At 72.0% G+C, this 25,591-nt stretch carries 20 protein-coding genes; 14 read left to right on the top strand and 6 right to left on the bottom strand.

Features of this window, described 5'->3' with window-relative positions; genetic code table 11:
* Positions 1-196: 196 nt before the first annotated feature.
* Positions 197-1,564: an RNA 5'-3' helicase PhoH2 gene (gene phoH2 / locus LGQ04_RS08300; RefSeq protein WP_229243226.1), complete on the top strand. Its 1,368-nt coding sequence runs from the start codon at positions 197-199 to the stop codon at positions 1,562-1,564.
* Positions 1,565-1,722: 158 nt separating this feature from the next.
* Here the strand turns inward: phoH2 and LGQ04_RS08295 are convergent, their stop codons facing one another.
* Positions 1,723-3,162, bottom strand: a complete 1,440-nt coding sequence (locus LGQ04_RS08295) for a class II fumarate hydratase (RefSeq protein ID WP_229243225.1) — start codon at positions 3,160-3,162, stop codon at positions 1,723-1,725.
* Positions 3,163-3,227: 65 nt separating this feature from the next.
* Positions 3,228-3,896, bottom strand: coding sequence for a carbonic anhydrase (locus LGQ04_RS08290; RefSeq protein WP_229243224.1), 669 nt, complete (start codon positions 3,894-3,896; stop codon positions 3,228-3,230).
* A gap of 133 nt (positions 3,897-4,029) precedes the next feature.
* Here LGQ04_RS08290 and LGQ04_RS08285 point away from each other — a divergent pair, with 133 nt between their 5' ends.
* Genes LGQ04_RS08285 through LGQ04_RS08270 form a run of 4 tightly spaced genes read left to right on the top strand, consistent with a single transcriptional unit; the run spans position 4,030 to position 8,447 of the window.
* Entirely contained in the window at positions 4,030-5,322 is a 1,293-nt protein-coding gene (locus tag LGQ04_RS08285; protein ID WP_229243223.1) for an extracellular solute-binding protein, read from the top strand.
* Positions 5,319-6,296 carry a carbohydrate ABC transporter permease gene (locus LGQ04_RS08280; RefSeq protein ID WP_372470018.1) on the top strand — a complete coding sequence of 326 codons (978 nt, stop codon included), beginning with the start codon at positions 5,319-5,321 and terminating at the stop codon, positions 6,294-6,296. The genes LGQ04_RS08285 and LGQ04_RS08280 overlap by 4 nt, the downstream gene beginning before the upstream one ends.
* Positions 6,296-7,147, top strand: coding sequence for a carbohydrate ABC transporter permease (locus LGQ04_RS08275; RefSeq protein WP_229243222.1), 852 nt, complete (start codon positions 6,296-6,298; stop codon positions 7,145-7,147). Before LGQ04_RS08280 ends, LGQ04_RS08275 begins: the two co-directional genes overlap by 1 nt.
* 46 nt (positions 7,148-7,193) lie before the next feature.
* Entirely contained in the window at positions 7,194-8,447 is a 1,254-nt protein-coding gene (locus tag LGQ04_RS08270) for an ABC transporter ATP-binding protein (protein ID WP_229243221.1), read from the top strand.
* A gap of 323 nt (positions 8,448-8,770) precedes the next feature.
* On the opposite strand, the gene LGQ04_RS08265 is transcribed toward LGQ04_RS08270, so the two are convergent.
* The 3 genes from LGQ04_RS08265 to xseA are packed head-to-tail and all read right to left on the bottom strand — an operon-like array spanning position 8,771 to position 11,356.
* Positions 8,771-9,727, bottom strand: a complete 957-nt coding sequence (locus LGQ04_RS08265) for a carbohydrate kinase family protein (RefSeq protein WP_229243220.1) — start codon at positions 9,725-9,727, stop codon at positions 8,771-8,773.
* Positions 9,724-10,008 carry an exodeoxyribonuclease VII small subunit gene (locus tag LGQ04_RS08260; RefSeq protein ID WP_372470016.1) on the bottom strand — a complete coding sequence of 95 codons (285 nt, stop codon included), beginning with the start codon at positions 10,006-10,008 and terminating at the stop codon, positions 9,724-9,726. The genes LGQ04_RS08265 and LGQ04_RS08260 overlap by 4 nt, the downstream gene beginning before the upstream one ends.
* Positions 9,995-11,356 carry an exodeoxyribonuclease VII large subunit gene (gene xseA, locus LGQ04_RS08255; RefSeq protein ID WP_372470014.1) on the bottom strand — a complete coding sequence of 454 codons (1,362 nt, stop codon included), beginning with the start codon at positions 11,354-11,356 and terminating at the stop codon, positions 9,995-9,997. The genes LGQ04_RS08260 and xseA overlap by 14 nt, the downstream gene beginning before the upstream one ends.
* A 128-nt stretch (positions 11,357-11,484) precedes the next feature.
* Between xseA and LGQ04_RS08250 the strand changes: the two genes are divergently transcribed.
* Positions 11,485-12,540, top strand: a complete 1,056-nt coding sequence (locus LGQ04_RS08250; protein WP_229243218.1) for a 4-hydroxy-3-methylbut-2-enyl diphosphate reductase — start codon at positions 11,485-11,487, stop codon at positions 12,538-12,540.
* A 31-nt stretch (positions 12,541-12,571) separates the two neighbouring features.
* On the opposite strand, the gene LGQ04_RS08245 is transcribed toward LGQ04_RS08250, so the two are convergent.
* A complete protein-coding gene (locus tag LGQ04_RS08245) occupies positions 12,572-14,101 on the bottom strand; it encodes a DNA recombination protein RmuC (RefSeq protein ID WP_229243217.1) in 1,530 nt (509 codons plus the stop codon).
* Positions 14,102-14,208: 107 nt separating this feature from the next.
* Between LGQ04_RS08245 and LGQ04_RS08240 the strand changes: the two genes are divergently transcribed.
* From LGQ04_RS08240 to LGQ04_RS08205, 8 genes are all read left to right on the top strand, one after another.
* Positions 14,209-15,102, top strand: coding sequence for an ABC transporter ATP-binding protein (locus tag LGQ04_RS08240; RefSeq protein ID WP_229243216.1), 894 nt, complete (start codon positions 14,209-14,211; stop codon positions 15,100-15,102).
* Positions 15,072-16,658, top strand: a complete 1,587-nt coding sequence (locus LGQ04_RS08235) for a hypothetical protein (protein WP_229243215.1) — start codon at positions 15,072-15,074, stop codon at positions 16,656-16,658. The genes LGQ04_RS08240 and LGQ04_RS08235 overlap by 31 nt, the downstream gene beginning before the upstream one ends.
* A gap of 45 nt (positions 16,659-16,703) precedes the next feature.
* Positions 16,704-17,789, top strand: coding sequence for a redox-regulated ATPase YchF (gene ychF / locus LGQ04_RS08230; protein WP_229243214.1), 1,086 nt, complete (start codon positions 16,704-16,706; stop codon positions 17,787-17,789).
* Between the two features lie 52 nt (positions 17,790-17,841).
* Complete coding sequence (locus LGQ04_RS08225; protein WP_229243213.1) at positions 17,842-18,669, top strand: hypothetical protein; 828 nt, start codon at positions 17,842-17,844, stop codon at positions 18,667-18,669.
* 413 nt (positions 18,670-19,082) lie between these two features.
* Positions 19,083-20,891, top strand: a complete 1,809-nt coding sequence (locus LGQ04_RS08220; RefSeq protein WP_229243212.1) for an ABC transporter family substrate-binding protein — start codon at positions 19,083-19,085, stop codon at positions 20,889-20,891.
* A gap of 200 nt (positions 20,892-21,091) precedes the next feature.
* The gene (locus tag LGQ04_RS08215) at positions 21,092-22,612 is read left to right on the top strand and encodes an ABC transporter permease (RefSeq protein ID WP_229243211.1); all 1,521 of its coding nucleotides are present in this window, start codon (positions 21,092-21,094) and stop codon (positions 22,610-22,612) included.
* A 117-nt stretch (positions 22,613-22,729) separates the two neighbouring features.
* Positions 22,730-23,734, top strand: a complete 1,005-nt coding sequence (locus LGQ04_RS08210) for an ABC transporter permease (RefSeq protein ID WP_229243210.1) — start codon at positions 22,730-22,732, stop codon at positions 23,732-23,734.
* Positions 23,734-25,494: an ABC transporter ATP-binding protein gene (locus tag LGQ04_RS08205; protein WP_229243209.1), complete on the top strand. Its 1,761-nt coding sequence runs from the start codon at positions 23,734-23,736 to the stop codon at positions 25,492-25,494. The genes LGQ04_RS08210 and LGQ04_RS08205 overlap by 1 nt, the downstream gene beginning before the upstream one ends.
* Positions 25,495-25,591 lie beyond the last annotated feature (97 nt).

Here is a 25,591-nt window from a genome sequence, read left to right as displayed (position 1 = left end):
CCGAATCACACGGGCGTAGTTTCGCGAGGGACGGACGGCACCACCGCCGTCCTCCGGGAGGCCAGCCGATGGGGTTCACGCTCCGCTCAGGAGGGCCGGCACCGGCGCTGCTGAGCCGCGGCACCTGCGGCTCATCGGCCGGTCGCCTGCCACGCCCTGGAAGAGCACGGCGTTCGCGCGCCGGAGGGGAGCCCCCGTGGTCCACACCTCACCCACCCCCAGCACCACCCCCGACGGCGGTCCGGCCGACGGGCTCCGGACGTTCGTCGTCGACACCTCGGTCCTGCTGAGCGACCCGCGCGCCATCGGCCGCTTCGCCGAGCACGACGTCGTGCTGCCCGTCGTCGTCGTCACCGAGCTCGAGGCCAAGCGCCACCACGCCGAGCTCGGGTACTTCGCCCGCAGCGCGCTGCGCATGCTCGACGACCTGCGGGTGAAGCACGGGCGCCTCGACGCCCCCATCCCCGTCGGCGACGCCGGCGGCACGCTGCGCGTCGAGCTCAACCACACGGACCCCGCCGTGCTGCCCGCCGGCTTCCGCCTCGGCGACAACGACACGCGCATCCTGTCCGTCGCGGCCAACCTCGCGTCCGAGGGTCACGACGTCACCGTCGTGTCCAAGGACCTGCCGATGCGCGTCAAGGCGTCCGCCGTCGGACTGCGCGCCGAGGAGTACCGGCACGAGCTGGCCGTCGACTCCGGGTGGACCGGGATGAGCCAGGTCGACCTCACCGACGAGCAGATGGCCGCCCTGTGGGAGCACGAATCCGTCGAGGTCGCGAGCCTCGACCCCGCCGTCGCGGAGGCGGCCGGCCCGCTGCACTGCCACACCGGCCTCGTCGTCCACTCGCCGCGCGGCTCCGCGCTGGGCCGGGTCACCGCCGACAAGCACGTCCAGCTCGTCCGCGGCGACCGCGAGGTGTTCGGGCTGCACGGGCGGTCCGCCGAGCAGCGCGTCGCCATCGACCTGCTGCTCGACGAGAGCGTCGGCATCGTCTCCCTCGGCGGCCGCGCCGGGACCGGCAAGTCCGCGCTCGCGCTCTGCGCCGGCCTCGAAGCCGTCATGGAGCGCCGCCAGCACCGCAAGGTCGTCGTGTTCCGGCCCCTCTACGCGGTCGGCGGGCAGGAGCTCGGCTACCTCCCGGGCTCCGAGGCCGAGAAGATGAACCCCTGGGCGCAGGCCGTCTACGACACGCTCGGCGCGCTCGTCTCCCCGTCCGTCCTCGACGAGGTGATCGACCGCGAGATGCTCGAGGTGCTGCCGCTCACGCACATCCGCGGCCGGTCCCTGCACGACGCGTTCGTCATCGTCGACGAGGCCCAGTCGCTCGAACGCAACGTGCTCCTCACGGTGCTGTCGCGCATCGGGCAGTCCTCGCGCGTCGTCCTCACGCACGACGTGGCCCAGCGCGACAACCTGCGCGTCGGCCGGCACGACGGCGTCGCCGCCGTCATCGAGGCGCTCAAGGGCCACCCGCTGTTCGCCCACGTGACGCTCACGCGGTCCGAGCGGTCGCCCGTCGCGGCGCTCGTCACCGAGATGCTGGAGTCGATCGAGGTCTGAGACCGGCGCCCCGCCCCGTCCCTCACCCCGCGCCTCGCCCGGCCGTCGCCTCGAGAACGGACCCGCTCGCCGTCGAGCACGAGGTTGCTGTCGTCAACGAGCCGAGAACGACAGCAACCTCGTGGTCGGGGGCGGCCCGGCCGGCGTGGGCGGAGCGGTCAGGCCTGGGGCGGGCGCGTCATCGACAGGACGTCGAGGGCGGCGTCGAGCTGGGCCTCGGTGACCTCGCCGCGCTCGACGAACCCGAGGTCGATCACGGCCTGACGCACCGTGACGCCCTCCTGCACGGAGTGCTTCGCGACCTTCGCAGCGGCCTCGTAGCCGATGACGCGGTTGAGGGGCGTGACGATCGACGGCGACGACCCGGCGAGGGCGAGGGCGCGCTCGACGTTCGCGGTGATCCCGGCGACGGTCTTGTCGGCGAGGACGCGCGAGGCGTTGGCGAGGAGGCGGACCGACTCCAGCACGCCCTGGGCGATGACGGGGATCTGCACGTTGAGCTCGAAGGAGCCGCTCGCACCGGCCCAGGCGACCGTCGCGTCGTTGCCGACGACGCGCGCCGCCACCATGAGGACGGCCTCCGGCACGACGGGGTTGACCTTGCCCGGCATGATCGAGCTGCCCGGCTGCAGGTCGGGGATGAAGATCTCGCCGAGGCCGGTGTTCGGGCCGGAGCCCATCCAGCGCAGGTCGTTGCAGATCTTCGTCAGGGACACGGCGACGGTGCGCAGCGCGCCGGAGAGCTCGACGAGCCCGTCGCGCGAGGACTGCGCCTCGAAGTGGTCGCGCGCCTCGGTGATCGGCAGGCCCGTGTCCTCGACGAGGAGGGCGATGACGCGCTGCGGGAAGCCCGCCGGGGTGTTGATACCCGTGCCGACGGCCGTGCCGCCGAGGGGGACCTCCGCGGCGCGGGGGAGGGCCGCCTGCAGGCGCTCGACCCCGTAGCGGATCGCGGCGGCGTACCCGCCGAACTCCTGGCCGAGCGTCACCGGGGTCGCGTCCATGAGGTGGGTACGACCCGACTTCACCACCGTCGCGAACTCGCTCGCCTTCGCCTCGAGCTCGCCCGCGAGGTGCTCCAGGGCGGGGACGAGGTCACGCACGACACCTGCGGTCGCGGCGACGTGCACCGACGTCGGGAAGACGTCGTTCGACGACTGCGACGCGTTGACGTGGTCGTTGGGGTGCACGTCGCGACCCAGCGAGCGGGTCGCGAGCGTCGCGAGCACCTCGTTGGTGTTCATGTTCGACGACGTCCCGGAGCCCGTCTGGAACACGTCGACGGGGAAGTGCTCGTCGTGGACGCCGGAGGCGACCTCGTCGGCGGCGGCGACGATCGCGGCGGCGACGTCCTCGTCGAGGACGCCGAGCTCGGCGTTGGCGCGCGCGGCGGCCTTCTTCACGCGGGCGAGGGCCTCGATGTGGCCGCGCTCGAGCGGGGTGCCGGAGATGGGGAAGTTCTCGACGGCGCGCTGCGTCTGCGCGCGGTACAGGGCGTGCGCGGGGACGCGCACCTCACCCATCGTGTCGTGCTCGATCCGGTACTCGGGCGTGGCGTCGCCGGCCGCGGCGTCGCGGGCCTCGGGGGTTGCAGTCATGGGGCCATCCTGCCGCACGGCAGGAGGCCGTCCGCAACCCGCCCGGCCCGCGACGGCCGGGACGCTCAGGCGTCCTGGACGGGCGCCTCGCCCACCTCGCCGACGACGTCGACGAGCCGGGCCCGACCCTCCGCGAGGTCGTACTCGACGCCGACGATCGCGCAGCGTCCCTCGGCCACGGCGGCGGCGAGCCCCGCCGAGTAGGAGTGCAGCATGTCGACCGTGTTGCGCACGTGCTCGCGTCGCAGGACGTCGGGGTCGATGCTCTCCAGCGACCCGCCGCCCGCGCTCGTGATCTTCGCGATCGACGGGATGACGCGGTCGACGACGGCACGCACGAACCCGTCCGCCTGCGCCCCCGTGGTGAGCGTGTTCACCGCCGCGCCCACCGCGCCGCACGAGTCGTGACCGAGGACCACGACGAGCGGGGTGCCGAGCACCTCGACGCCGTACTCGATGGAGCCGATGACGGTCGTGTCGACGACGTGGCCCGCGGTGCGGACCACGAACGTGTCGCCGAGGCCCTGGTCGAAGATGATCTCCGCGGCGACGCGCGAGTCCGAGCACCCGAACACGACGGTGTGCGGGTGCTGCCCGGTCGACGTCTCGCGGCGTCGGTCCGCGCCCTGGGAGGGGTGCAGGGGAGCGTCCGCGACGAACCGGTCGTTGCCGGCCCGCAGGGTCGCCCAGGCGTCGGTCGGGGTCAGGGGGCGCTCGTTCGCCGTCGCAGTCATGGTGCCCATCATCGCGCACCGCGACGCCGCAGGTGAGAGCCGTTCGCGTGGCGAGCCGACCCGGTCGGGTGTAGCCATGGGAGGAGCGGCTCCGGCCGCCGAGCCGATGAGCCCGCGACGAAGGGAGCCGCCCGTGCGTCGACGCACCCGCCCGCTCGCCGCCCTGGCGGCACTCGCGGTCCTCGCGCCGCTCGCCGCCTGCGGACCGGGGGACTCCGGCACGCCGGTGCTCACGTGGTACATCAACCCCGACGCCGGCGGGCAGGCCGAGATCGCGGCCCGCTGCACCGAGGAGGCCGACGGCGCCTACCGGGTCACCACGGAGCTCCTGCCGCGCGACGCCGCGTCGCAGCGCGAGCAGCTCGCGCGCCGCCTCGCCGCCAAGGACGGCTCGATCGACCTCATGAGCCTCGACCCCGTGTTCATCGCCGAGTTCGCCGAGGCGGGCTTCCTCGCACCGGTCCCGCAGGACGTCGCGGACGCCACGACGCAGGACGTCGTGCAGGGCGCGATCGACGCGTCGACCTGGAAGGAGGAGCTCGTCGCGATCCCGTTCTGGGCCAACACCCAGCTCCTCTGGTACCGCAAGTCCGTCGCCGAGGCAGCGGGACTCGACATGTCCGGCCCGGTCACGTGGGAGCAGATCACGCAGGCCGCGCAGGACCAGGACGCGCTGCTCGCCGTCCAGGGCGCCAAGGCCGAGTCCCTGACGGTCTGGGTCAACGCGCTCGTCGCGGGCGGCGGCGGCCAGATCATCGAGGACCCGGAGGCCCCCGCGGACGAGCTGCAGCTCGGCCTGGAGTCCGAGGCCGGGGAGGCCGCGGCCGCGATCGTCGGCGAGATCGGCACGTCCGGCGTCGGCGGGCCCGGCCTGCCGAGCGAGGACGAGCCCGCGTCCCTCACCCTCTTCCAGGGGGACCGCGGGTCGTTCATGGTCAACTGGCCGTTCGTGTGGTCGTCCACCGCCACCGCCGTCGACGACGGGTCGCTCGACCAGGGTCTCCTCGACGACATCGGGTGGGCGCTCTACCCGCGGACCGTCGAGGGCGAGGAGTCGCGCCCGCCCTACGGCGGCATCAGCCTCGGCGTCGGGGCGTTCGGCGCGCACCCCGATCTCGCGTACCAGGCGACCGAGTGCATCGTCAGTCCCGAGAACCAGGCCGAGTACTTCGTGACGAACGGGAACCCCGCGTCGAACACCGAGGCGTACGAGGACCCCGACGTCCAAGAGGCGTTCCCCATGTACGACGTCATCCGCGAGTCGCTCGACCAGGCCGCGCCCCGCCCGCAGACGCCGTTCTACAACGAGGTCTCGACCGGCATCCAGCAGACGTGGTACCCGCCGTCCGACGTCGACCCCGACACCACGCCACAGCAGTCCACCGAGTTCATCACCGCCGTGCTGCGAGGGGAGCGACTGCTGTGAGCACCACGATCCCGGGAAGTGCCAGGGACGTCGGGCTCGACGACGGTTCCGAAGAACGCGCCGCCAAGGCTGCGCGCAGCGACAGGGCGCGCGCCGAGGCCCGCCTCGGCTGGTACCTCGCCGGGCCCGCGTTCGTCGTCATGCTCGCCGTCACCCTCTACCCGATCCTCCAGGCGTTCTACGACTCGCTGTTCAACTACAAGCTCACCGCGCCCGACGACCGCGCGTTCGTCGGGCTGAGCAACTACGTCGTCATCCTCACCGACCCCGTCTGGTGGCGGGACCTCGGGGTCACCCTGTTCATCACGGTCGTCACCGTCGCGATCGAGCTCGTCCTCGGCTTCGCCCTCGCGCTCGTCATGCACCGCGCGATCAGGAGGCTGCGCGGGCTCCTGCGCACCGCGACCCTCGTCCCCTACGGCATCATCACCGTCGTCTCGGCGTTCGCGTGGTTCTACGCCTTCGACATCACCACGGGGTACGTCAACAACTGGTTCGACTGGGTGCCTGGCGTCGGGCCCGACCTCAACTGGTTCGCCCAGCAGGGCACCAGCCTCTTCGTCATCATCGCGTCCGAGGTCTGGAAGACCACGCCCTTCATCTCCCTGCTGCTCCTCGCCGGCCTCGCCCAGGTCCCCGGCGACCTCGAGGAGGCCGCCAAGGTCGACGGCGCGACGGCCTGGCAGCGGTTCACCCGTGTCATCGTGCCCAACATGAAGGCCGCCATCATGGTCGCCGTCCTCTTCCGGGCGCTCGACGCGTTCCGCATCTTCGACAACGTCTTCATCATGACCAACGGCGCGAACAACACCGAGGTTCTCTCCCTGCTCGCCTACCGCACGTCCATCGGCCAGCTCCAGATCGGCATGGGATCCGCGATCTCCGTCCTGCTGTTCCTGTGCGTCGTGCTCATCTGCTTCGTGGCGATCAAGCTCTTCAAGGTCGACCTCGCCGGCGCGAGAGGGGAGAAGTGATGGGCAGCGTCCTGAGCACCCGGGCCAAGATCTGGTGGGCCGTCATCACCGTCGTCGTGCTCGTCGGTGCCCTGTTCCCCGTCCTGTCGATCTTCATGACGAGCTTCAAGTCGTCCTCCGACCTCAACTCCGGGACGTTCCTGCCCCCACGGTGGAGCACCGACAACTACGAGCAGATCCTCGCCACCGGAGGGTCCGCGCAGGACCTCTTCCTCTCCGCCCTGCGCAACTCCATCGGCATCTCCCTCATCGCGACCGTCATCGCCGTCGTCCTCGCCACCCTCTGCGCCTACGCGATCGCCCGGCTCGACTTCCCCGGCAAGCGGCTCATCCTCACCACCGCGCTCGGCGTCTCGATCTTCCCCGTCGTGTCGATCGTCACCCCGCTGTTCAACCTCTGGCGCAACATCGGGCTCTACGACACCTGGATCGGCCTGATCATCCCCTACCTGTCGCTCACCCTCCCGATCTCCATCTGGACCCTCGCCGCGTTCTTCCGGCAGATCCCCTGGGAGCTCGAGCAGGCCGCCCAGGTCGACGGCGCCACCCCGTGGCAGGCGTTCCGCAAGGCCATCGTGCCCCTCGCCGCCCCCGGGGTGTTCACCACCGCGCTCATCGCGTTCTTCATCGCGTGGAACGACTTCGTCTACGGCATCTCGCTCACCTCCACCAACGCCGCCCGGCCCGTTCCCGCCGCGCTCGCGTTCTTCACCGGCGCGTCCTACTTCGAAGAACCCACAGGCGCGATCTCCGCCGCCGCCGTCGTCGTGACGATCCCCGTCGTCGTGCTCGTCGTGCTGTTCCAGCGCCAGATCGTCTCCGGACTGACCCAGGGAGCGGTGAAGGGATGAGCACCCCGCACCCGCCCCGCCCCCGCCGACACCGAGGAGAGCCCTGATGGCGTCGATCACCCTCACGGACATCGTCAAGCGCTACGGAGACGGCTTCCTCGCCGTCGACAAGGTCAACCTCGACATCGCCGACGGCGAGTTCGTCATCCTCGTCGGACCCTCCGGGTCCGGGAAGTCGACCGTGCTGCGCATGATCGTCGGCCTCGAGGACATCACGTCCGGCGAGCTCGAGATCGACGGCACCCGCGTCAACGAGAAAGCGCCGCGCGAGCGCGACCTCGCCATGGTGTTCCAGAACTACGCCCTCTACCCGCACCTCACCGTCGCCGAGAACATCGCCTTCCCCCTCCGGCTCGCGAAGGGCAGGCACAGCGAGGAGGAGATCCGCGAGAAGGTCGAACGCGCCGCCGCCATGCTCGACCTGCGCGAGCACCTCGACCGCAAGCCCGCCAACCTGTCCGGCGGCCAGCGCCAACGCGTCGCCATGGGCCGCGCGATCGTCCGCGACGCCAAGGCGTTCCTCTTCGACGAACCCCTCTCGAACCTCGACGCCAAGCTCCGCGGACAGACCCGCACCGAGATCGCCCGCCTCCAGCGCCGCCTCGGCACCACCACCGTCTACGTCACCCACGACCAGACCGAGGCCATGACCCTCGGCGACCGCGTCGCCGTCCTGCGCCGCGGCGTCCTCCAGCAGGTCGCGAGCCCCCGCGGGCTCTACGAGCAGCCCGTCAACCTGTTCGTCGCCGGGTTCATCGGCACACCCCCCATGAACTTCCTTCCCGGCGAGGTCTCCGGAGGACGCATCACGCTCCCCTTCGGCGAGTTCGACCTCCCCGACGCCGTGCGCGACGCCGTCGGCGACCGCGAGCTCGTCATCGTCGGCCTCCGCCCCGAGCACTTCGAGGACTCACGCCTCGTCGACCCGTCGAAGAAGGACCGCGGGCACACCTTCGAGGCGCAGATCGACGTCACCGAGTGGCTCGGTGCCGAGCTCTACGCGTACGTCCCCTTCGACATGCACGAGTCCGTGAAGGGCCAGCTCGAGGAGCTCGACCGCGAGCTCGACGGCGAGGGGCTGCGCACGCAGTTCGTCGTCGCCCTCGACTCCCAGTCCCGGGTGCGCGACGGCGACACCACCGAGCTGTGGTTCGACCCCACCAAGATGCTCGTGTTCGATCCCGAGACGAGCGAGAACCTCACCCGCGACGAGGACGAGGCGCAGCGGATCGAGGACGAGAACGTGGAGGACCGCAAGCGCTCGATGGAGCGGGCGCAGAAGCAGGACGCGCAGGTCTGAGCCTCGTCCGGGCGCGGGCTTGACTGGTTCGGGCCGGGTTCGGGCGCGGGCCGGGTTCGAGGGCGCGGGTCTCCCATCCGCCCGCTCGTCCCTCGCGGGCTCCCGCCAGACCCGCCACGACCCGCGCCCTCGAACCCTGCCCACGCCCTCCGTGACGGCCGCACCTTCTGCGCGTGGTGCTACGACCCGCGCTCGCGCACCCAGCCCACGCCCTCCGCGACGGCCGCACCTTCGCGTGGCGACGCGACCCGCGCCCGCGGCGACCTGCCCTATGGGTCCTCAGTTCATCAGGCTCGGTCGCTGTGATGCCTTACGGGTCGCGGTCAAGCGGGGGGCAGCTCGGCGCGGCGCGGGGGGTTGGCGCCGGCGCGGGAGACCGTGACGGCGGCGACGGCGACGCAGCGCTCCAGGACGGTGCGCAGGGTCGTGGGGTCGACGGCGCGCAGGGCCTCGCGGCGGTCGGCCCCCAGGAGCCCGGCGTCGCCCAGGCCGTCGACGAGGGCACCCATGAAGGAGTCGCCCGCGCCGACGGTGTCGACGACGCGCACGCGCGGCGCGGCGACACGCTGCTCGTCGTTCGCGGTGACCGCGACGGCGCCCTCGCCGCCGAACGTCACGACGACGACGGCAGGGCCGAGGGCGCGCCACGCGCGTGCGACGTCGAGAGGGTCGGTCCCGGGGACGAGCCACGCGAGGTCCTCGTCGCTGACCTTGACGACGTCGGCGAGCGCGACGAGCTCCTCGATCCGTGCGCGGGCCGCGACAGGGTCGCCCATGAGCGCGGGGCGCGCGTTCGGGTCGTAGGTGACCGTCGCCGTCGACCGGGCCTCCGCGACGAGACGACGGACGGCGGACGCCCCGGGTTCGAGGACGGCCGCGATCGACCCGGTGTGGACGGCGACGGTTCCCGTCGGGACGACGGTCGGGTCCGGCAGGTCCCACCCGAGGTCGAACTCGTAGGTCGCCGCGCCGTGCTCGTCGAGGTGCGCGGTGGCGACGCTCGTCGACGGCGCCGCGGTGCTTCCGGGGGTGAGCACGACGTCCGACCCGGCGAGCCAGGTCCGCAGGACGTCGCCGCGGTCGTCGTCGCCGACCCAGGTCGCGAGGCGGACGGGCCGCCCGAGGCGACCGAGGGTGAGCGCCACGTTGGCGAGGCTGCCGCCGGGCAGCTCGTCGACGCTGCCGTCGGCGCGGTGCACGACGTCGATGAGCGCCTCCCCCACGACGAGCACGGTCCCCTCGGGGGCGCGTCGCGGGTCGTCGGTGGTCGTGGTGGTCATCGGTCCGTCTCGGTCCTCTCGTCGGGGGCGTCTGCGGGCTCGGCGTCGCGGGCGCGGGCGGCGTCGAGGCGGTCGCGCGCGCCGTCGAGCCACTCCTGGCAGCGCGCGGCCAGCGCCTCGCCGCGCTCCCAGAGCGCGAGCGAGTCCTCGAGCGGTTCCCCGCCGGTCTCGAGCCGGGCGACGACCTGGACGAGCTCGTCCCGGGCCTGCTCGTACGACAGCGCGGAGACCTCCGGGCTGACAGCGTTGTCGGAGTGAGTCACGGCGTCATTCAACCTCATCTGGACGGGAACGTCGCCCGGCGGTCGCCGGGCGGGACGGGTCGGGCACGGTGGTCGTCTCGACCCGGGCGCCCAGCTCGCCGGCGGCGAGACGCACGCGCAGCGCGTCACCGGCCGCGACGTCGCCGGGCGCGCGGACCACGTGGCCGTCGGCGCGCTGGACCACGGCGTACCCCCGGTCGAGGGTCGACGCCGGGGAGAGCGCACGCACCTGCGCCTCCAGCCGCCCGACGTCCCCGGTCGCCCGGACGAGCCGCACGTCGAGCGCGCGCCGCGCGCGGTCCCGCAACCCGGCCACGCGCTCGGCGCGGTCGTCGAGCATCACGTGGGGCGCGGCGAGCACGGGTCGCGACCGGACGGCGTCGAGCAGGGCCTGCTCGCGGTCCACCCGGGTGGCGACGGCGGTCCGCAGCCGCACCCGGGCCTGGCCCAGCCGGGCGCGTTCCTCCGAGACGTCCGGCACCACCCGCTTCGCCGCCGCCGTCGGCGTCGACGCACGGTGGTCCGCGACGAGGTCCAGCAGCGGGCAGTCCGTCTCGTGGCCGATCGCGCTCACCAGGGGAGTGCGGCACGCCGCCGCGACCCGCACGAGCGCCTCGTTCGAGAACGGCAGGAGGTCCTCGACCGACCCGCCGCCGCGCGCCACGACGATCACCTCGACCTCGGCCCGCGCGTCGAGCTCCCGGATCGCGTCGCCCACCTGCTGCACGGCGTGCACGCCCTGGACCGCGACCTCGCGGATCTCGAACCGCACCTCGGGCCAGCGCGCCCGGGCGTTCACCACGACGTCGTGCTCCGCCTTGGACTCCCGCCCGCAGACGAGGCCGACGACCCGGGGGAGGAACGGGAGGGGGCGCTTGCGGTCGGCGTCGAACAGCCCCTCGGCCGCGAGGACGCGGCGGAGGTGCTCGACCCGGGCGAGCAGCTCGCCCACGCCCACCGGCCGGATCTCGCTCGCGCGCAGCTGGAGCACGCCCCGCCTGCTCCAGAACTCGGGCTTGGCGTGGACGACGACGTGCGCCCCCTCCTCCAGCGGCGTCCCGTCGAGGACGCGCGCGGCCGCGGAGACGGGCAGGGACAGGTCCTGGTCGGTGTCGCGGAGCGTGAGGAACGCGGTGGGCGTGCCCGGTCTCCGGTTGAGCTGGACGACCTGGCCCTCGACCCAGACCGGAGGCATCTTCTCGATGTACTGCTCCATCTTCCGCGAGAGCAGGCGCACGGGCCACGGGTGCTCGGCCGACGTCTCCAGCGCCCGGGCGGGGAGCGCCTGTCGCGCGGGCGCGGCGTCCGCGGGCAGGCCCGCACCGGGCGAGGCGGGGCCCGCGGGCGGGGACGAGGGGAGTGCCACGCCCCCAGCCTGCCCCATGCCGCCCACGCGGGCAGGAGTGTGACGGTCCTGTGCAGGCCGGGGGTGCGTCGAGCACCGGCCGGGACAGCGGGCCGGGCGGGCCGGGCCCGGCCACCTAGACTGGTCGCGTGAGCGCCTCTCCCGCCCCCACGTCCGACGCCGCGACCACCGTCCCGCACCCCGGCGCCAAGCGCGTCCTGCTCGCTGCGCCGCGCGGCTACTGCGCGGGGGTCGACCGCGCGGTCGTCGCGGTGGAGAAGGCCCTCGAGCACTACGGCGCCCCCGTGTACGTGCGCAAGGAGATCGTGCACAACAAGCACGTCGTCGAGACGCTGCGCGAGCGCGGCGCGATCTTCGTCGAGGAGACGGACGAGGTGCCCGAGGGCGCGCGCGTCGTCTTCTCCGCCCACGGCGTCTCGCCCGCGGTCAAGGCCGCGGCCGCCGCGCGCAACCTCGACACGATCGACGCGACGTGCCCGCTCGTGACGAAGGTGCACAAGGAGGCCGTGCGCTTCGCCAAGGACGACTACGACATCCTCCTCATCGGCCACACCGGCCACGAGGAGGTCGAGGGCACCGCCGGCGAGGCGCCGGACCACGTGCAGGTCGTCGACTCCCCGGACCACGTCGACGACGTCGTCGTGCGCGACCCCGACAAGGTCGTGTGGATCTCGCAGACGACCCTGTCCGTCGACGAGACCATGGAGACCGTGCGTCGCCTGCGGGAGAAGTTCCCCACGCTCCAGGACCCGCCGAGCGACGACATCTGCTATGCGACGCAGAACCGTCAGGTCGCCGTGAAGAAGCTGGCGCCGGACGCCGACGTCGTCATCGTCGTCGGCTCCGCGAACTCCTCGAACTCGGTGCGTCTCGTGGAGGTCGCGCTCCAGGCGGGCGCCCGCGCGTCGTACCGCGTGGACCGCGCCGCCGAGGTGGACCCGGCGTGGCTGGACGGCGCGACGAGCGTCGGCGTGACCTCGGGCGCCTCGGTGCCTGAGATCCTCGTCGACGACGTGCTGGCCCTCCTCGCGTCCCACGGGTTCGACACGGTCGAGGAGGTGCGCACCGCGACGGAGGACCTCATGTTCTCCCTGCCGCGCGAGCTGCGCACGGACCTCGCGGGTGCGGGCGGCGCCCGGCCCGCGCGCGGCGGTCGTCGCTCGCTGTCCGTCGAGCCCGTCTGACCGGTCGCCCGGGTTTCCGGTCGCCCGAGGCTCAGGCGAACGCCTGCTGCGGGTCCTCGCGGTCGTCGTCCGAGGACCGGTCGTCGATCGCGACGACGGCGTCCGCGGCCGCCGCGACGAGCTCGGGCTGCGTGAGCGGGCGCGGGACCTCCTCGACGACGCGCACCCGTTCGATGCGCTCCGACTCGTCGACGACGTCGAGGTCCACCATGCGCCGGGCCTGTGGCAGCACCCGGGTCTCGAGCGACCCGACGAAGACGTTGAAGTCCTTCGTCGCCGTGCTCAGGGACCGGCCGAGCTTGGTCACGTGCCGCGCGGTCGTCACGAGCCGCGAGTGGAGCTCCTTGCCCGCGCGCAGGACCTCGTGCGCGTTGTCGGTGACGGCCTCCTGCTGCCACGCGTACGCGACGGTCCGCAGCAGGGCGACGAGCGTCATCGGCGTCGCGACGATGACGTTACTGCGCATCGCGTACTCGAGCAGGTCGGGGCGTCGCTCGACGGCCGCGGCGAGGAAGGGTTCGGCGGGCACGAACATCACCACGAACTCGGGCGTCGGGCTGAACTGCGACCAGTAGCGCTTGGACGCGAGGTCGTCGACGTGCTTGACCATGTGCCGCACGTGCGCGTCGAGGCGCGCCTCCCGCACGGTGGCGTCGGTCGCCTGCTGGGCCTCCAGGTAGCCGAGGAACGCGACCTTCGAGTCGACCACGACGTTCTTGCCGCCCGCGAGGTGCACCACCATGTCCGGTCGCAGGGCGCCGTCCTCGGTCGTCACGTGCGCCTGCTCGGTGAAGTCGACGCGGGAGAGCATGCCTGCGGCCTCGACGACCCGCCGCAGCTGCAGCTCGCCCCACGCGCCGCGGGTCTGGGAGGAGCGCAGCGCGGTGACGAGGTCGTGGGTGCCGGTGCGCAGCTCGGCGCTCGCCTCGGAGAGCTGGCGCAGGTGCTCCGAGAGCGCCGAGTGGCCCGCCGCGCGCGCCTTCTCCGCGGCCGCCACCTCCGTGCGCATCTGCTCCAGGGTGCGTGACAGCGGCTCGACGAGGGTGCGCACGGCCTGCTCGCGCTTCGCGAGCTCGGCCGCGCCGGTCTCGTGGCTGCGGCGCAGCCGCTCCTCCGCGTGCACGAGGAACTGCTCCGAGGTGGCGGCGAGCGCACGCTGCGACAACGCCTCGAACTGGGCCTCGAGCCGGCGGTGGTCGCCCGTGACCTCGGCGACCCGCCGCTCCGAGGCGCGGCGCAGGTCCTCGAGCTGCTGCTCGTGGGCCGCGCGTGCGGCGTCCAGGCGTTCGTCGGCGCTGCGCTCGGCCGCGGCGAGCTGGCGCACGAACGCCTCGCGCTCCGCGCCGATCTGGCGCTCGTACCCCTCCCGCTCGGCCTCGAGCCGCTGGGCGAGGCCCGCACCGCGCGCGGCCTCGTCCTGCGCCCGCCCCAGCAGGTCGGTGAGCCGGCGGACCTCGGCGGTCGCGGCGTCGGGCGACGCGCGGCGGACGGCGAGGACGAGCACCGCGCCGACGACGAGCCCCAGCACGAGTCCCACGGAGAAGAGCGCCCAGGAGTCCATGTCGGCACCCTCCCACGGCGCACCGACACGACCGCGGCACCCACGCCGGGACGGTCCGTGACAAAACGCACCCCGCGGCGTCGGACCTCACCGTTAGGTTGGACGCCATGGCCGACCCCACGCACGTCCCACCGGGCACGCCGCCGACCTCCCCGGTCGCGGGCGCGGTCCCCGCCCCCGCGGCCCAGGTGCCCGCAGCGGCGCCCGGCGCAGCGCCCGCCGCCCCGCCGGACCTCGCCGCCGCCCTGTCCCTGCGCGGGCTGTGGAAGCGGTTCGGCGAGAAGGTCGCCGTCTCGGGGGTGGACCTCGACGTCCCGGCGGGCTCGTTCTACGGCCTCGTGGGGCCCAACGGCGCCGGCAAGACGACGACGCTCTCCATGGCGACGGGTCTCCTGCGCCCCGACTTCGGCTCGGCGCACGTGCTGGGCACGGACGTCTGGGCCGACCCGGCCGCGGGCAAGCGACGCCTCGGCGTCCTCCCCGACGGGGTGCGCCTGTTCGACCGTCTCACCGGCGCGCAGCTCATCACCTACGCGGGCCTGCTGCGCGGCATGGACCGCGACACCGTGGCCGAGCGCACGACCGAGCTGCTCGCCGCGCTCGACCTCGCGAAGGACGCGAACACGTTCGTCGTGGACTACTCGGCGGGCATGACGAAGAAGATCGCGCTCGCCACCGCGCTCATCCACGCGCCGCAGGTGCTCGTGCTCGACGAGCCGTTCGAGGCCGTCGACCCCGTCTCCGCGGCCAACATCCGCGACATCCTCGCCGACTACGTGCGCTCCGGCGGCACGGTCGTCGTGTCGTCGCACGTCATGGACCTCGTGCAGCGCATGTGCGACCACGTCGCGGTGGTCGCGGGCGGGCACGTGCTCGCCGCGGGCACCGTGGACGAGGTGCGCGGAGCGCAGAGCCTCGAGGACCGGTTCGTCGACCTCGTCGGCGGTCGCCAGAGCACGGAGGGGCTCGCATGGTTGCGCAGTTCGTCAGGCTCAAGCTGACCCTCATGGCCAACGCGTTCCGCCGGAGCGCGTGGCAGACGATCGGGTTCGTCCTCGGCGCCCTCTACGGGCTGTTCGTCGTGGGCATGGTCGTCGTGGGGATGGTCGTCCTCGGGACCGAGGACCCCGTGCTCGCGGGCGCGGTCACCGTCCTCGCGGGCGCCGTCGTGGTGCTCGCGTGGTGGGTCGTCCCGCTCTTCGCGTTCGGCGTCGACGCGACGCTCGACCCGCAGCGGTTCGTGCTGTTCGGCATCCCGCAGCGCCGGCTCCTCGCGGGCCTCGCCGTGGCGGGCACGATCTCGATCCCGGGCATCGCGACCGGGCTGTCGGCCCTCGGCGTCTCGCTCGCATGGTGGCGCACGCCGCTCGCGCTCCTCGCGGCGCTCGTCGGCGCGGTGCTGGCGCTCGCGCTGTGCGTGGTCGGGTCGCGCGCCACCACCACGGCGCTCGCGCCCCTGCTCGAGTCGCGCCGCTACCGCGAGGTCGTGACGATCGCCGCGTTCGTGCCGCTCGTGCTCGTCGGCCCCGCGTTCGGGTGGTTCGCGTCGCGGATGGGCGACGGCCCCGTGGACGGCGACGCCGTGCGCGAGCTCGTCCTCGGTCTCGCGGACGTCGCGGCCTGGACGCCCTTCGGCGCACCGTGGGGGATCGGGGCCGCGGTGCACGACGGCGCGTGGGGCCTCGCGCTCGCCCGCCTCGCCGTCGCGCTCGGGACCCTCGCGGTCGCCTGGGTCGTGTGGGACCGCGCGCTCGCGCGCGCCCTCGTGACCCCGCCGACCTCGGGCGGCGGAGGCCGGGGCAAGGGCCTCGGTCTCTTCTCCCGGTTCCCCGCGACGCCGACCGGCGCGGTCGCCGCGCGGACGGCCACCTACTGGTTGCGCGACCCGCGCTACTCCGGCTCGATCGCCGTCGTCCCGCTCATCCCCGTCGTCCTCTTCGTCCTCGGCGGTGGCTCCGGGTCGGACGTGCTCCTCGTCCTGGGCCCCCTCACGGCATGGATCCTCGGGTTCGCCATCTCGGCCGACGTCGCCTACGACCACACCGCGTTCGCGCTGCACGTGTCGACGGGCGTGAGCGGGCGTGCGGACCGCTGGGGTCGTGCGATCCCCGTGCTCGTGGGCGGTGTCCCGGTGACCGTGGCGTTCGCCCTCGCGTCGGTCGCGGTCGCGGACCGCTGGGACGCGCTGCCTGCCCTGCTCGGGCTCACCCTCGGCACGCTGCTCGTGTCCACGGGAGTCTCGAGCGCGTCGTCGGCCCGCCTGCTGTACCCCGTGCCGAAGCCCGGCGACAGCCCGTTCAAGCAGCCCCAGGGCGCGGCGATGGCGACGCTCGTCGCCCAGGGCGTCGCCATGGTCCTCGTCCTCGCCCTGACCCTGCCGTTCCTCGTGCCCGGCGTGCTCGCGGTCGTGCTGCCCCAGGCGGTCCTCGGCTGGGTGACGCTCGTCGTCGGCCCGGTGCTCGGGGTCGTCGTGCTCGTGCTGGGCGTGCGCTGGGGGGCACGGGTCTACGACCGACGCGCGCCCGAGCTGCTCCAGCGCGTCGTGTCCTACGCCTGAGTCGATCGGGGGCCCGGTCGCCGGGCCCCCGTAGGATGGTGGCCCGTGGCTCTCACTATCGGCATCGTCGGCCTGCCCAACGTCGGCAAGTCCACCCTCTTCAACGCCCTCACGCGCAACCAGGTCCTCGCGGCGAACTACCCGTTCGCCACGATCGACCCGAACGTGGGCGTCGTGCCGCTGCCCGACGCGCGGCTCGACAAGCTCGCGGAGATCTTCGGCAGCCAGAAGATCCTGCCCGCGACGGTGTCGTTCGTCGACATCGCGGGCATCGTCAAGGGCGCGAGCGAGGGGGAGGGGCTCGGCAACAAGTTCCTCGCGAACATCCGCGAGGCCGACGCCATCTGCCAGGTGACCCGCGTGTTCTCCGACCCGGACGTCGTGCGCGTCGAGGGGTCGGTCGACGCCGAGGGCGACATCGAGACCATCAGCACCGAGCTCGTGCTCGCCGACCTCCAGACGCTCGAGAAGACGCTGCCGCGCCTCGAGAAGGAGGTCAAGATCAAGAAGGGCGACGCCGCGCTGCTCGCCGCGGCGCAGAAGGCGCAGTCGGTCCTCGAGCAGGGCACCACCCTCTTCCAGGGCGCGGCAGCCGCCGGGCTCGACCTCGCGGACGTCGCGAGCCTGCAGCTCCTCACCGCCAAGCCCTTCATCTACGTCTTCAACACCGACGACGCCGGGCTGGCCGACGACGCCATGCAGGACCGGCTGCGCGCGCTCGTCGCGCCCGCGCACGCGATCTTCCTCGACGCGAAGTTCGAGTCCGAGCTCGTCGAGCTCGAGCCCGACGAGGCGCGCGAGATGCTCGCGGAGACGGGCCAGACCGAGGCCGGGCTCGACCAGCTCGCCCGCGTCGGCTTCGACACCCTCGGACTCCAGACCTACCTCACCGCCGGCCCCAAGGAGTCCCGCGCGTGGACCATCCGCAAGGGCTGGACCGCCCCGCAGGCGGCGGGCGTCATCCACACTGACTTCGAGCGCGGCTTCATCAAGGCCGAGGTGGTCTCCTTCGACGACCTCGTCGAGACAGGGTCCGTCCAGGCCGCCCGCGCCGCGGGCAAGGCGCGCGTCGAGGGCAAGGACTACGTCATGGCCGACGGTGACGTCGTGGAGTTCCGCTTCAACGTATGACGCTGCCGCTCCGCTCCGAAGCCGTCGCCGGTGGAGCCGGGTCGGTGGGCGCGTGACCACGACCCAGACGCTCAGAGCGCTCCTCTCCGCCGGCCAGCGCGACGAGCTCGTCGCTGTCCTCGTGGCTGCCGACCCGCACGCGCGCCCCACGCTCTGCGCGCCGCTCGTGGCGCAGGCCCGAGCGATCCTGAGCGTGCAGTTCGGGTCGACGGCGTCGGGCTGGCTCCGCACCCTTCGCGAGGACTACCCCGGCGGCCACGCGCAGTTCGTCGACGCGTGGGACGGTGCGATCACCATGGGGCACTGGGATTCCGCGACGACAGTTCTGCTCGCAGCACGACCACCCGCCCGGGCAGCGAAGGTCTGGCCGATTCCTCTGGGCAAAGGCTTCGCCCGGTCGGTGTACCCGGCGCTGTTCCGAGAGGACCTGTCGGTGTTCCTCGAGCAGTGGTCGGCGGACTTCCGGTCCAACCCGAAGCACTGGGACCGCAACGCCGGTCGGGGAGTGATGTACGAGTGGGTCGAAGAAGGTCTCGTCGATCCTCCGCGTCACGACGGCGCGGTCCTCATGCTCTTCAGCGGCTTGACGGCCGATCCGGGCCGGCCGTTGCTTCGATGGCTGCTCGCGCGGCCGAAGGTGACGGATGAGCTGTTTCGCCGCATCTTCACCACGCCGGGCGTCGACGGAGCGTCGCTGGCCCAGCGTGATCGACACGAAGGCGACCGTCCGCTTCGAACCGTCGTCGTTCCCGGGCTCGTGACAGCGGGCGTATGGAGCCGCGACTTCGTCGTGCAGGGCACCGAGTTCGCACTGCGAAGCGACCTGCCCGAGTATCAGAAGCGTTGGTTCGAGGGGCTCGCGCGCGACCTGGGGCTCTGATCAGGTCCCGGCCTCCTTCGACTGCGCGCACACTGCCGCACGCCGACGCGATCCGGTGAATGAACCCCCACGTCCTCGGGACCGGCGCCGGGGTCCGCAGGGCTCCCGAGCGCTCGTCGCATGGTGAGACGTGAGGTGGGTCACGCCGCCGCGGGGGCCGCGTAACCGCGCTGTTTCGGCCGGATATCCGCTCGGAAACGGCCCGTACCGGCCAGTATCAACTCGGTAACGATCGACCTCCGCAAGGGGGCACTCCGGAGATCCTTCGCAAGTTGGTAGGTACCGTTGCCTGAAACCGTGGTGGGCGTGCCCGACCGCGTGCGCCGGCTCACATCCGGGACGTGCGCGTCGGGGCGGGCGGGGGGCGATCTGACGCCCTGCGACCGTGCCCACCATCCCTTGGAGGAGGAACATTGAAGATCAGGCGCACGAGCGCCGCCATCGCGGTGGCGGCCACGGGGGCACTGCTGTTCTCAGCGTGCACGAGCCCCGCGGGCAACGACGAGGAGCCGGAGTCGACGGAGACCACCTCGGCTGCCGAGGCGGACCCGGACGACCCCTGCAAGCAGGACACCGGTGTGACGGAGACGGCGGCGGACACCGTCTCGTTCTCCGTGGGTGAGGACGAGTTCCTCGGCTACAACACCGTGACCCCCGAGACGTACTCGACGTACAACAGCGTCGTGACCGAGCGCATCCTCGGCGGTTTCTGGTACTTCGGTGTCGACGGCACCATCTGCCACGACGAGTCCTTCGGCTCGTACGAGGTCACGAACGAGGACCCGCTGCAGGTCACCTACACGATCAACGACGACGCGAAGTGGTCCGACGGCACCGACGTCACCGTGGCCGACTTCGTGCTGAGCTGGGCCGCCCAGGCCGTCCCCACCGAGGACGACGAGGCGACGCCGCTGTTCAACCACGTCTCCGGCCTGACCTACGGCGAGTACGTCCCCGAGGGCCCGCAGGGTGACGCCGAGGGCAAGCAGTTCACGCTCGACTACCCCGTCGTGTACGCGGACTGGGAGATCCAGGTCGAGGCGCCGATGCCGGCGCACGTGGCCGCCGAGCAGGCGGGCATGACGACCGAGGAGCTCGTCACGGCCGTCCGTGACCTCGACTACGCGAAGCTCGGCCCGCTCGCCGAGTTCTGGAACACCGGCTGGCTGTCGCCGACGCCGGGCGAGCTGCCCGACGCGGCGCTCGTGCCGTCGTCCGGCCCGTACACGTTCAAGGAGAACGGCTGGACCGCCGGCCAGTCCCTGACCCTCGTCGCGAACGAGAACTTCTGGGGCACCCCTGCCGCGACGAACGAGCTGACGTTCCGCTTCACCGCGGCCGACACGCACGTCCAGGCCCTGCAGAACGGTGACCTCGACGTCATCGAGCCGCAGGCCACGGTCGACACGCTCGGCCAGCTCGAGGCGATCGGCGACTCGGTCACCGTCGTCACGGGTTCGTCGCTCACGTGGGAGCACCTCGACTTCAACTTCCGCGAGGGCAACGTCTTCGCGGACAGCCTGCCGCTGCGCGAGGCGTTCGCCATGTGCGTGCCGCGCCAGCAGATCATCGACAACCTCATCGCGCCGATCAACCCCGACGCCGAGGTCATGAACGCCCGCGAGGTCTTCCCGTTCCAGGAGGACTACGCCGAGGTCGTCGAGGCGTCGTACGACGGCCGCTACGACGAGGTCGACATCGAGGGTGCGCAGGCGAAGATCGAGGAGGCCGGCGTCGAGACGCCCGTCCAGGTCCGCATCGGCTACTCGGCGCCGAACCCGCGCCGCAGCGACGAGGTCGCCCTCATCAAGTCGAGCTGTGACCAGGCCGGCTTCGAGATCCAGGACATCGGCGCGGAGGACTTCTTCGACAACGTCCTGCCGAACGGTGACTACGAGGTCGCGCTCTTCGCGTGGGCCGGCTCGGGCCAGATCGCGTCGGGCCAGAACATCTACGCGACGGGTCAGCCGCAGAACTACGGCGAGTACAGCGACCCGGTCGTCGACGAGGCGTGGGACGCTCTCGCGTCGTCCGTCGACCCCGAGGTGCACCTCGAGCAGACGAAGATCATCGAGAAGCAGCTCTGGGACACGCTGTTCGGCATCCCGGTGTTCGCGCACCCGGGTGTGGTGGCGTACAACTCGCAGCTGCAGAACGTCCGCGACACCGCGACGCAGAGCACGGTCGTCTGGAACGCGGAGCAGTGGGTCCGCGCCCAGTGAGCGTGACCCGCTCCCGGTAGCACACGCTCCGTGAGCTCGTCCTGAACGGGCACCCTGTGGGGCAGGAGGCCAGTCCTCCTGCCCCACAGAGGTGCCCGGACAGGACGTGATGCAGGAGTCCGTCATCCGGTGGCATACAGTGATCTGCTGTCCCACACGGAGCAGGCGCCCGACCGGCGCCAGGCTTGAAGGGTTAACCCGTGCTCAGATTCATCCTGCGGCGCATCGGGATCTCGTTCCTGGTGCTCCTCGGCGCGTCGTTCCTGCTGTACTTCATGGTGGTCCACTCGGGTGATCCCCTCGAGGACCTCCGGGAGTCCAACGCGCAGAACCGCGAACAGCTCATCGCGTCGCGCATCGAGTTCATGGGGCTCGATGACCCCTGGTGGGTCCGGTACTGGAACTGGCTGCGAGGTGTCGCAGGGTGCTTCGCCCTCAACTGCGACCTCGGGGTCGACCGGACCAACCGTGACGTCGGAAGCCTCCTCACCCAGGCCGCAGGCTCGACGCTGCGCCTCGTCGTCCTGGCCACCGTCCTCGCGATCGTCGTCGGCGTCGCGCTGGGCATCCTCACCGCGATCCGCCAGTACTCCGGCTTCGACTACACCGTCACGTTCGGTGCCTTCCTCTTCTTCTCGCTCCCGGTCTTCTGGGCCGCGGTGCTGCTCAAGGAGTACGGCGCGATCCGCTACAACGACTGGATCGCCGAGGGCTGGGTGAGTCCACCGGCCATCCTGCTCATCGCCGCGCTGCTCGGCTTCGTCGTGCAAGCGGTCCTGGGTGGGGACGCACGACGCCGTCTCCTCACCGCGGGCGCGACGTTCGTCTTCGCCGCCGTCGTGATGTTCGTCTTCAACGCGCTCGACTGGTACCGCAACCCCTTCATGGGTCCGGTCCTCGTGACGCTCTTCGGCGCCGGCGCCGCGGTGCTCGTCACGTCGCTCGTCACCGGTCTGGCGAACCGTCGCGTGCTCTACGCGACGCTCACGACCGTGGTGGTCGGCGTCGTGTCGTACTTCGCCTTCGCCGGGGTGCTCGCCGAGCCCAGCGGCTGGTGGGTGCTCATCGGCCTCTTCGCCCTCGCGATCGGGCTCTCGCTGCTCGTCGGCTACCTGTGGGGCGGGTACTCGCGCCGACAGGCGATGTTCGCCTCGACGATCACGGGCGTGCTCATGAGCCTCCTCATCGTCGCGGACATCGCGATGGCGCACTTCGCGAGCTTCCTCGACCTCAAGCCGCGCCCGATCTCCACGATCGGCGCCGAGACGCCCAACTTCACCGGCGGGTTCTGGGAGTCGTTCCTCGACAAGGGCGCGCAGCTCATCCTCCCGACGATCCTGCTCACGCTCATCTCGGTCGCGTCGTACAGCCGTTACACGCGGTCGTCGATGCTCGAGGTCATGGGACAGGACTACGTGCGCACCGCCCGGTCGAAGGGCCTGTCGGAGCGCGCGGTCATCACGAAGCACGCGTTCCGCAACGCGCTCATCCCCATCACGACGATCGTCGCGTTCGACTTCGCCGGCCTCATCGGCGGCGCGGTCATTACGGAGACGGTGTTCGGCTGGAAGGGCATGGGTGAGCTGTTCAAGACGGGCCTCGACAACGTCGACCCCAACCCGGTCATGGCGTTCTTCCTCGTGACGGGCATCGCGGCGATCATCATGAACATGCTGGCCGACATCGCGTACGCCTACCTCGACCCGCGGATCCGGCGGTGACGGGGATGAGCGACACGACCCGGGCCCGTACGCCCCAGCCGGCGGACGCCGGCACCCAGACATCGACGAGCGCGACGCACGACCTGCACGAGCGCGCAGCGACTCCCGGAGGCGGGGATGAGTAACGACGACAAGCGCACCCAGCAGGGTGACGAGTCCTTCGAGCCGATCGTCGGCCCGACCGGCACCGACCCGGTGGGCGCGAAGCCGACGGGCATCGCCGTCGAGAACGAGCCGAACGACGACAAGTCCTACAGCCAGGGGCAGCTCGTCCGGCGCCGCTTCTTCCGCCACAAGGGCGCGATGGCGTCGCTCGTGGTGCTGGCCGTGATCACGGTCGTGGCGTTCACGTCGATCGGCATCGGGCCGATCCCGGGGTGGTGGCCGCACGACTACACCCTCGCCGGGAACGTGGTCAACGGCGGCCGCCCCTCGTGGGAGCACCCGTTCGGCCAGGACACGATCGGCAAGGACTACTTCGCGCTCGTGATGCGCGGCACGCAGCAGTCGCTGATCATCGCGATCGGCGTGGGGATCGTCTCCACGTTCCTCGGCACCCTCATCGGCGCGCTGGCGGGCTTCTACCGCGGCTGGCTCGAGGCGCTGCTCATGCGTCTGACGGACCTGTTCATCATCATCCCGCTGCTCGTCTTCGCGGCGGTGCTCGGCGCGATCGCGAGCGACTGGGGCATCTGGGGCCTGACCCTCGTCCTCGGTGCGGTGACCTGGACGGGCCTGGCGCGTCTCGTGCGCGGAGAGGTGCTGTCCCTGCGCGAGCGCGAGTTCGTCACGGCCGCCCGCGCGGTCGGCACGGGCGCGAGCCGCATCATCACCAAGCACATCCTGCCGAACGCGATCGGCGTCATCATCGTCTCCGCGACGCTCGCGATCGCGCAGGCGATCCTCCTGGAGACCTCGCTGTCGTACCTCGGGTTCGGCGTGCAGGCGCCGGACACGTCTCTCGGCCTGCTCATCTCGCAGTACCAGAACTCGTTCACGACGCGACCCTGGCTCTTCTGGTGGCCGGGCATCATGATCCTCGCGATCGCCCTCGCGGTGAACTTCCTCGGCGACGGTCTGCGCGACGCGTTCGACCCCCGCCAGAACAGGAGCAAGGCCTGATGACGACGGTCGACATCACCACCGAGGACGGGGCGGGCTTCCGCTCGGACGCCGTGCTCGCGTTCGAGGACCTCGACGTGCGCTTCGGCACGGAGTTCGGCACGGTCCACGCGGTCAAGGGCATCACCCTCGACGTGCGGCCGGGCGAGGTCGTCGCGCTCGTCGGCGAGTCCGGCTCGGGCAAGTCCGTCACCTCGATGACGGCGCTCGGGCTGCTCCCGAAGAACGCGACGGTGTCCGGCACCGTACGCGTGGGCGACAAGGTCGTCGGGTCGCTCGACTCGCGCGGCCTGCGCCGCATGCGCGGCAACGACGTGGCCATGGTGTTCCAGGAGCCCATGACGGCGCTCAACCCGGTCCTCACCATCGGCGACCAGCTCACCGAGGCGCTGCAGCTCCACGGCATCGCGTTCGGCAAGCAGGCCGACGCCCGTGCGGCCGAGCTGCTGCGCATGGTCGGGATCCCGGAGCCCGAGCGACGTCTCAAGCAGTACCCGCACGAGCTGTCGGGCGGCCAGCGTCAGCGCGTCGTCATCGCGCTGGCGATCAGCTGCGACCCGAAGGTGATCATCGCGGACGAGCCCACGACGGCGCTCGACGTGACGGTGCAGGCCGAGATCCTCGACCTGCTGCGCTCGCTCAAGGACAAGCTCGACACGGGCATCCTGCTCATCACGCACAACATGGGCGTCGTCGCCGACATGGCCGACCGCGTCGCCGTGATGCTCAAGGGCGACCTCGTCGAGATGGGCACCGCGGACCAGGTGCTCAACCACCCGCAGCACGAGTACACGAAGCGCCTGCTCGGCGCGGTGCCGCACCTCGGGTCCGGTCCGGGCCAGTTCGGCACGGCGACCGAGGACGTCATCGACCACCCCGACGTCGCCGAGGCGCCCGCGCTCGACCTGCGCAACCTCGTCATCGAGTACCAGCGTCTCGGCAAGCCGCCGTTCCGCGCGGTGGACGACGTGTCGTTCCAGGTGCGCAAGGGCGAGATCGTGGGCCTCGTGGGCGAGTCCGGGTCGGGCAAGTCGACCATCGGTCGGTGCGCGCTCGGGCTCATCCCGGCGGCGAGCGGCTCGGTGTCGATCTTCGGGAACGACTTCGGGGCGCTGCGCAAGAAGGAGCTCAAGGACCTGCGCAAGCGCATCGGCGTCGTGTTCCAGGACCCGGCGGCCTCGCTCAACCCGCGCATGCCCGTCGGTGACTGCATCGCGGAGCCGCTGGTGGTCCACCAGGTCGGTGACGCGAAGTCCCAGCAGGCGCGCGCGTACGAGCTGCTCGACGCCGTCGAGCTGCCCCGCAGCGCCTTCAACCGGTACCCGCACGAGCTCTCGGGCGGTCAGCGCCAGCGCGTGAGCATCGCCCGTGCGCTGACGCTCGACCCGGAGCTGCTCGTCGCCGACGAGCCGACGTCGGCCCTCGACGTCTCCGTCCAGGCGGCGGTCCTGCAGATGTTCACGCACCTGCAGGAGCGGTACCAGTTCGCGTGCCTGTTCGTCAGCCACGACCTCGCGGTCATCGACCTGCTGGCGCACCGCGTCGTCGTGCTGCAGAACGGCAGGATCGTGGAGCAGGGGCTGCGGGCCGACGTGCTGCACGACCCGCGCGAGGAGTACACGCGCCGGCTCATCGCCGCCGCGCCGGTGCCCGAGCCCGGTGAGCAGCGGCGTCGCCGCGAGGCGCGGTACGCGCTCCTCGCGGAGCTCGGCGACCAGCGCACCGAGCTGCAGCTGCAGGACCCGCTCCCGCGCGGCTAGCCGGGCGGGAGTTCGGCAGAGGGGCGGCGTGCCACCGGTGCGCCGCCCCCGGCCAGGGCCCAGGGCCGGGCCCCGGCACGTCCACGCGTCCGAGGGG

The organism is Cellulosimicrobium marinum, assembly GCF_020551945.1.
Classification (GTDB): domain Bacteria; phylum Actinomycetota; class Actinomycetes; order Actinomycetales; family Cellulomonadaceae; genus Cellulosimicrobium; species Cellulosimicrobium marinum.
This window is presented reverse-complemented; position numbering and strand designations above follow the sequence as displayed.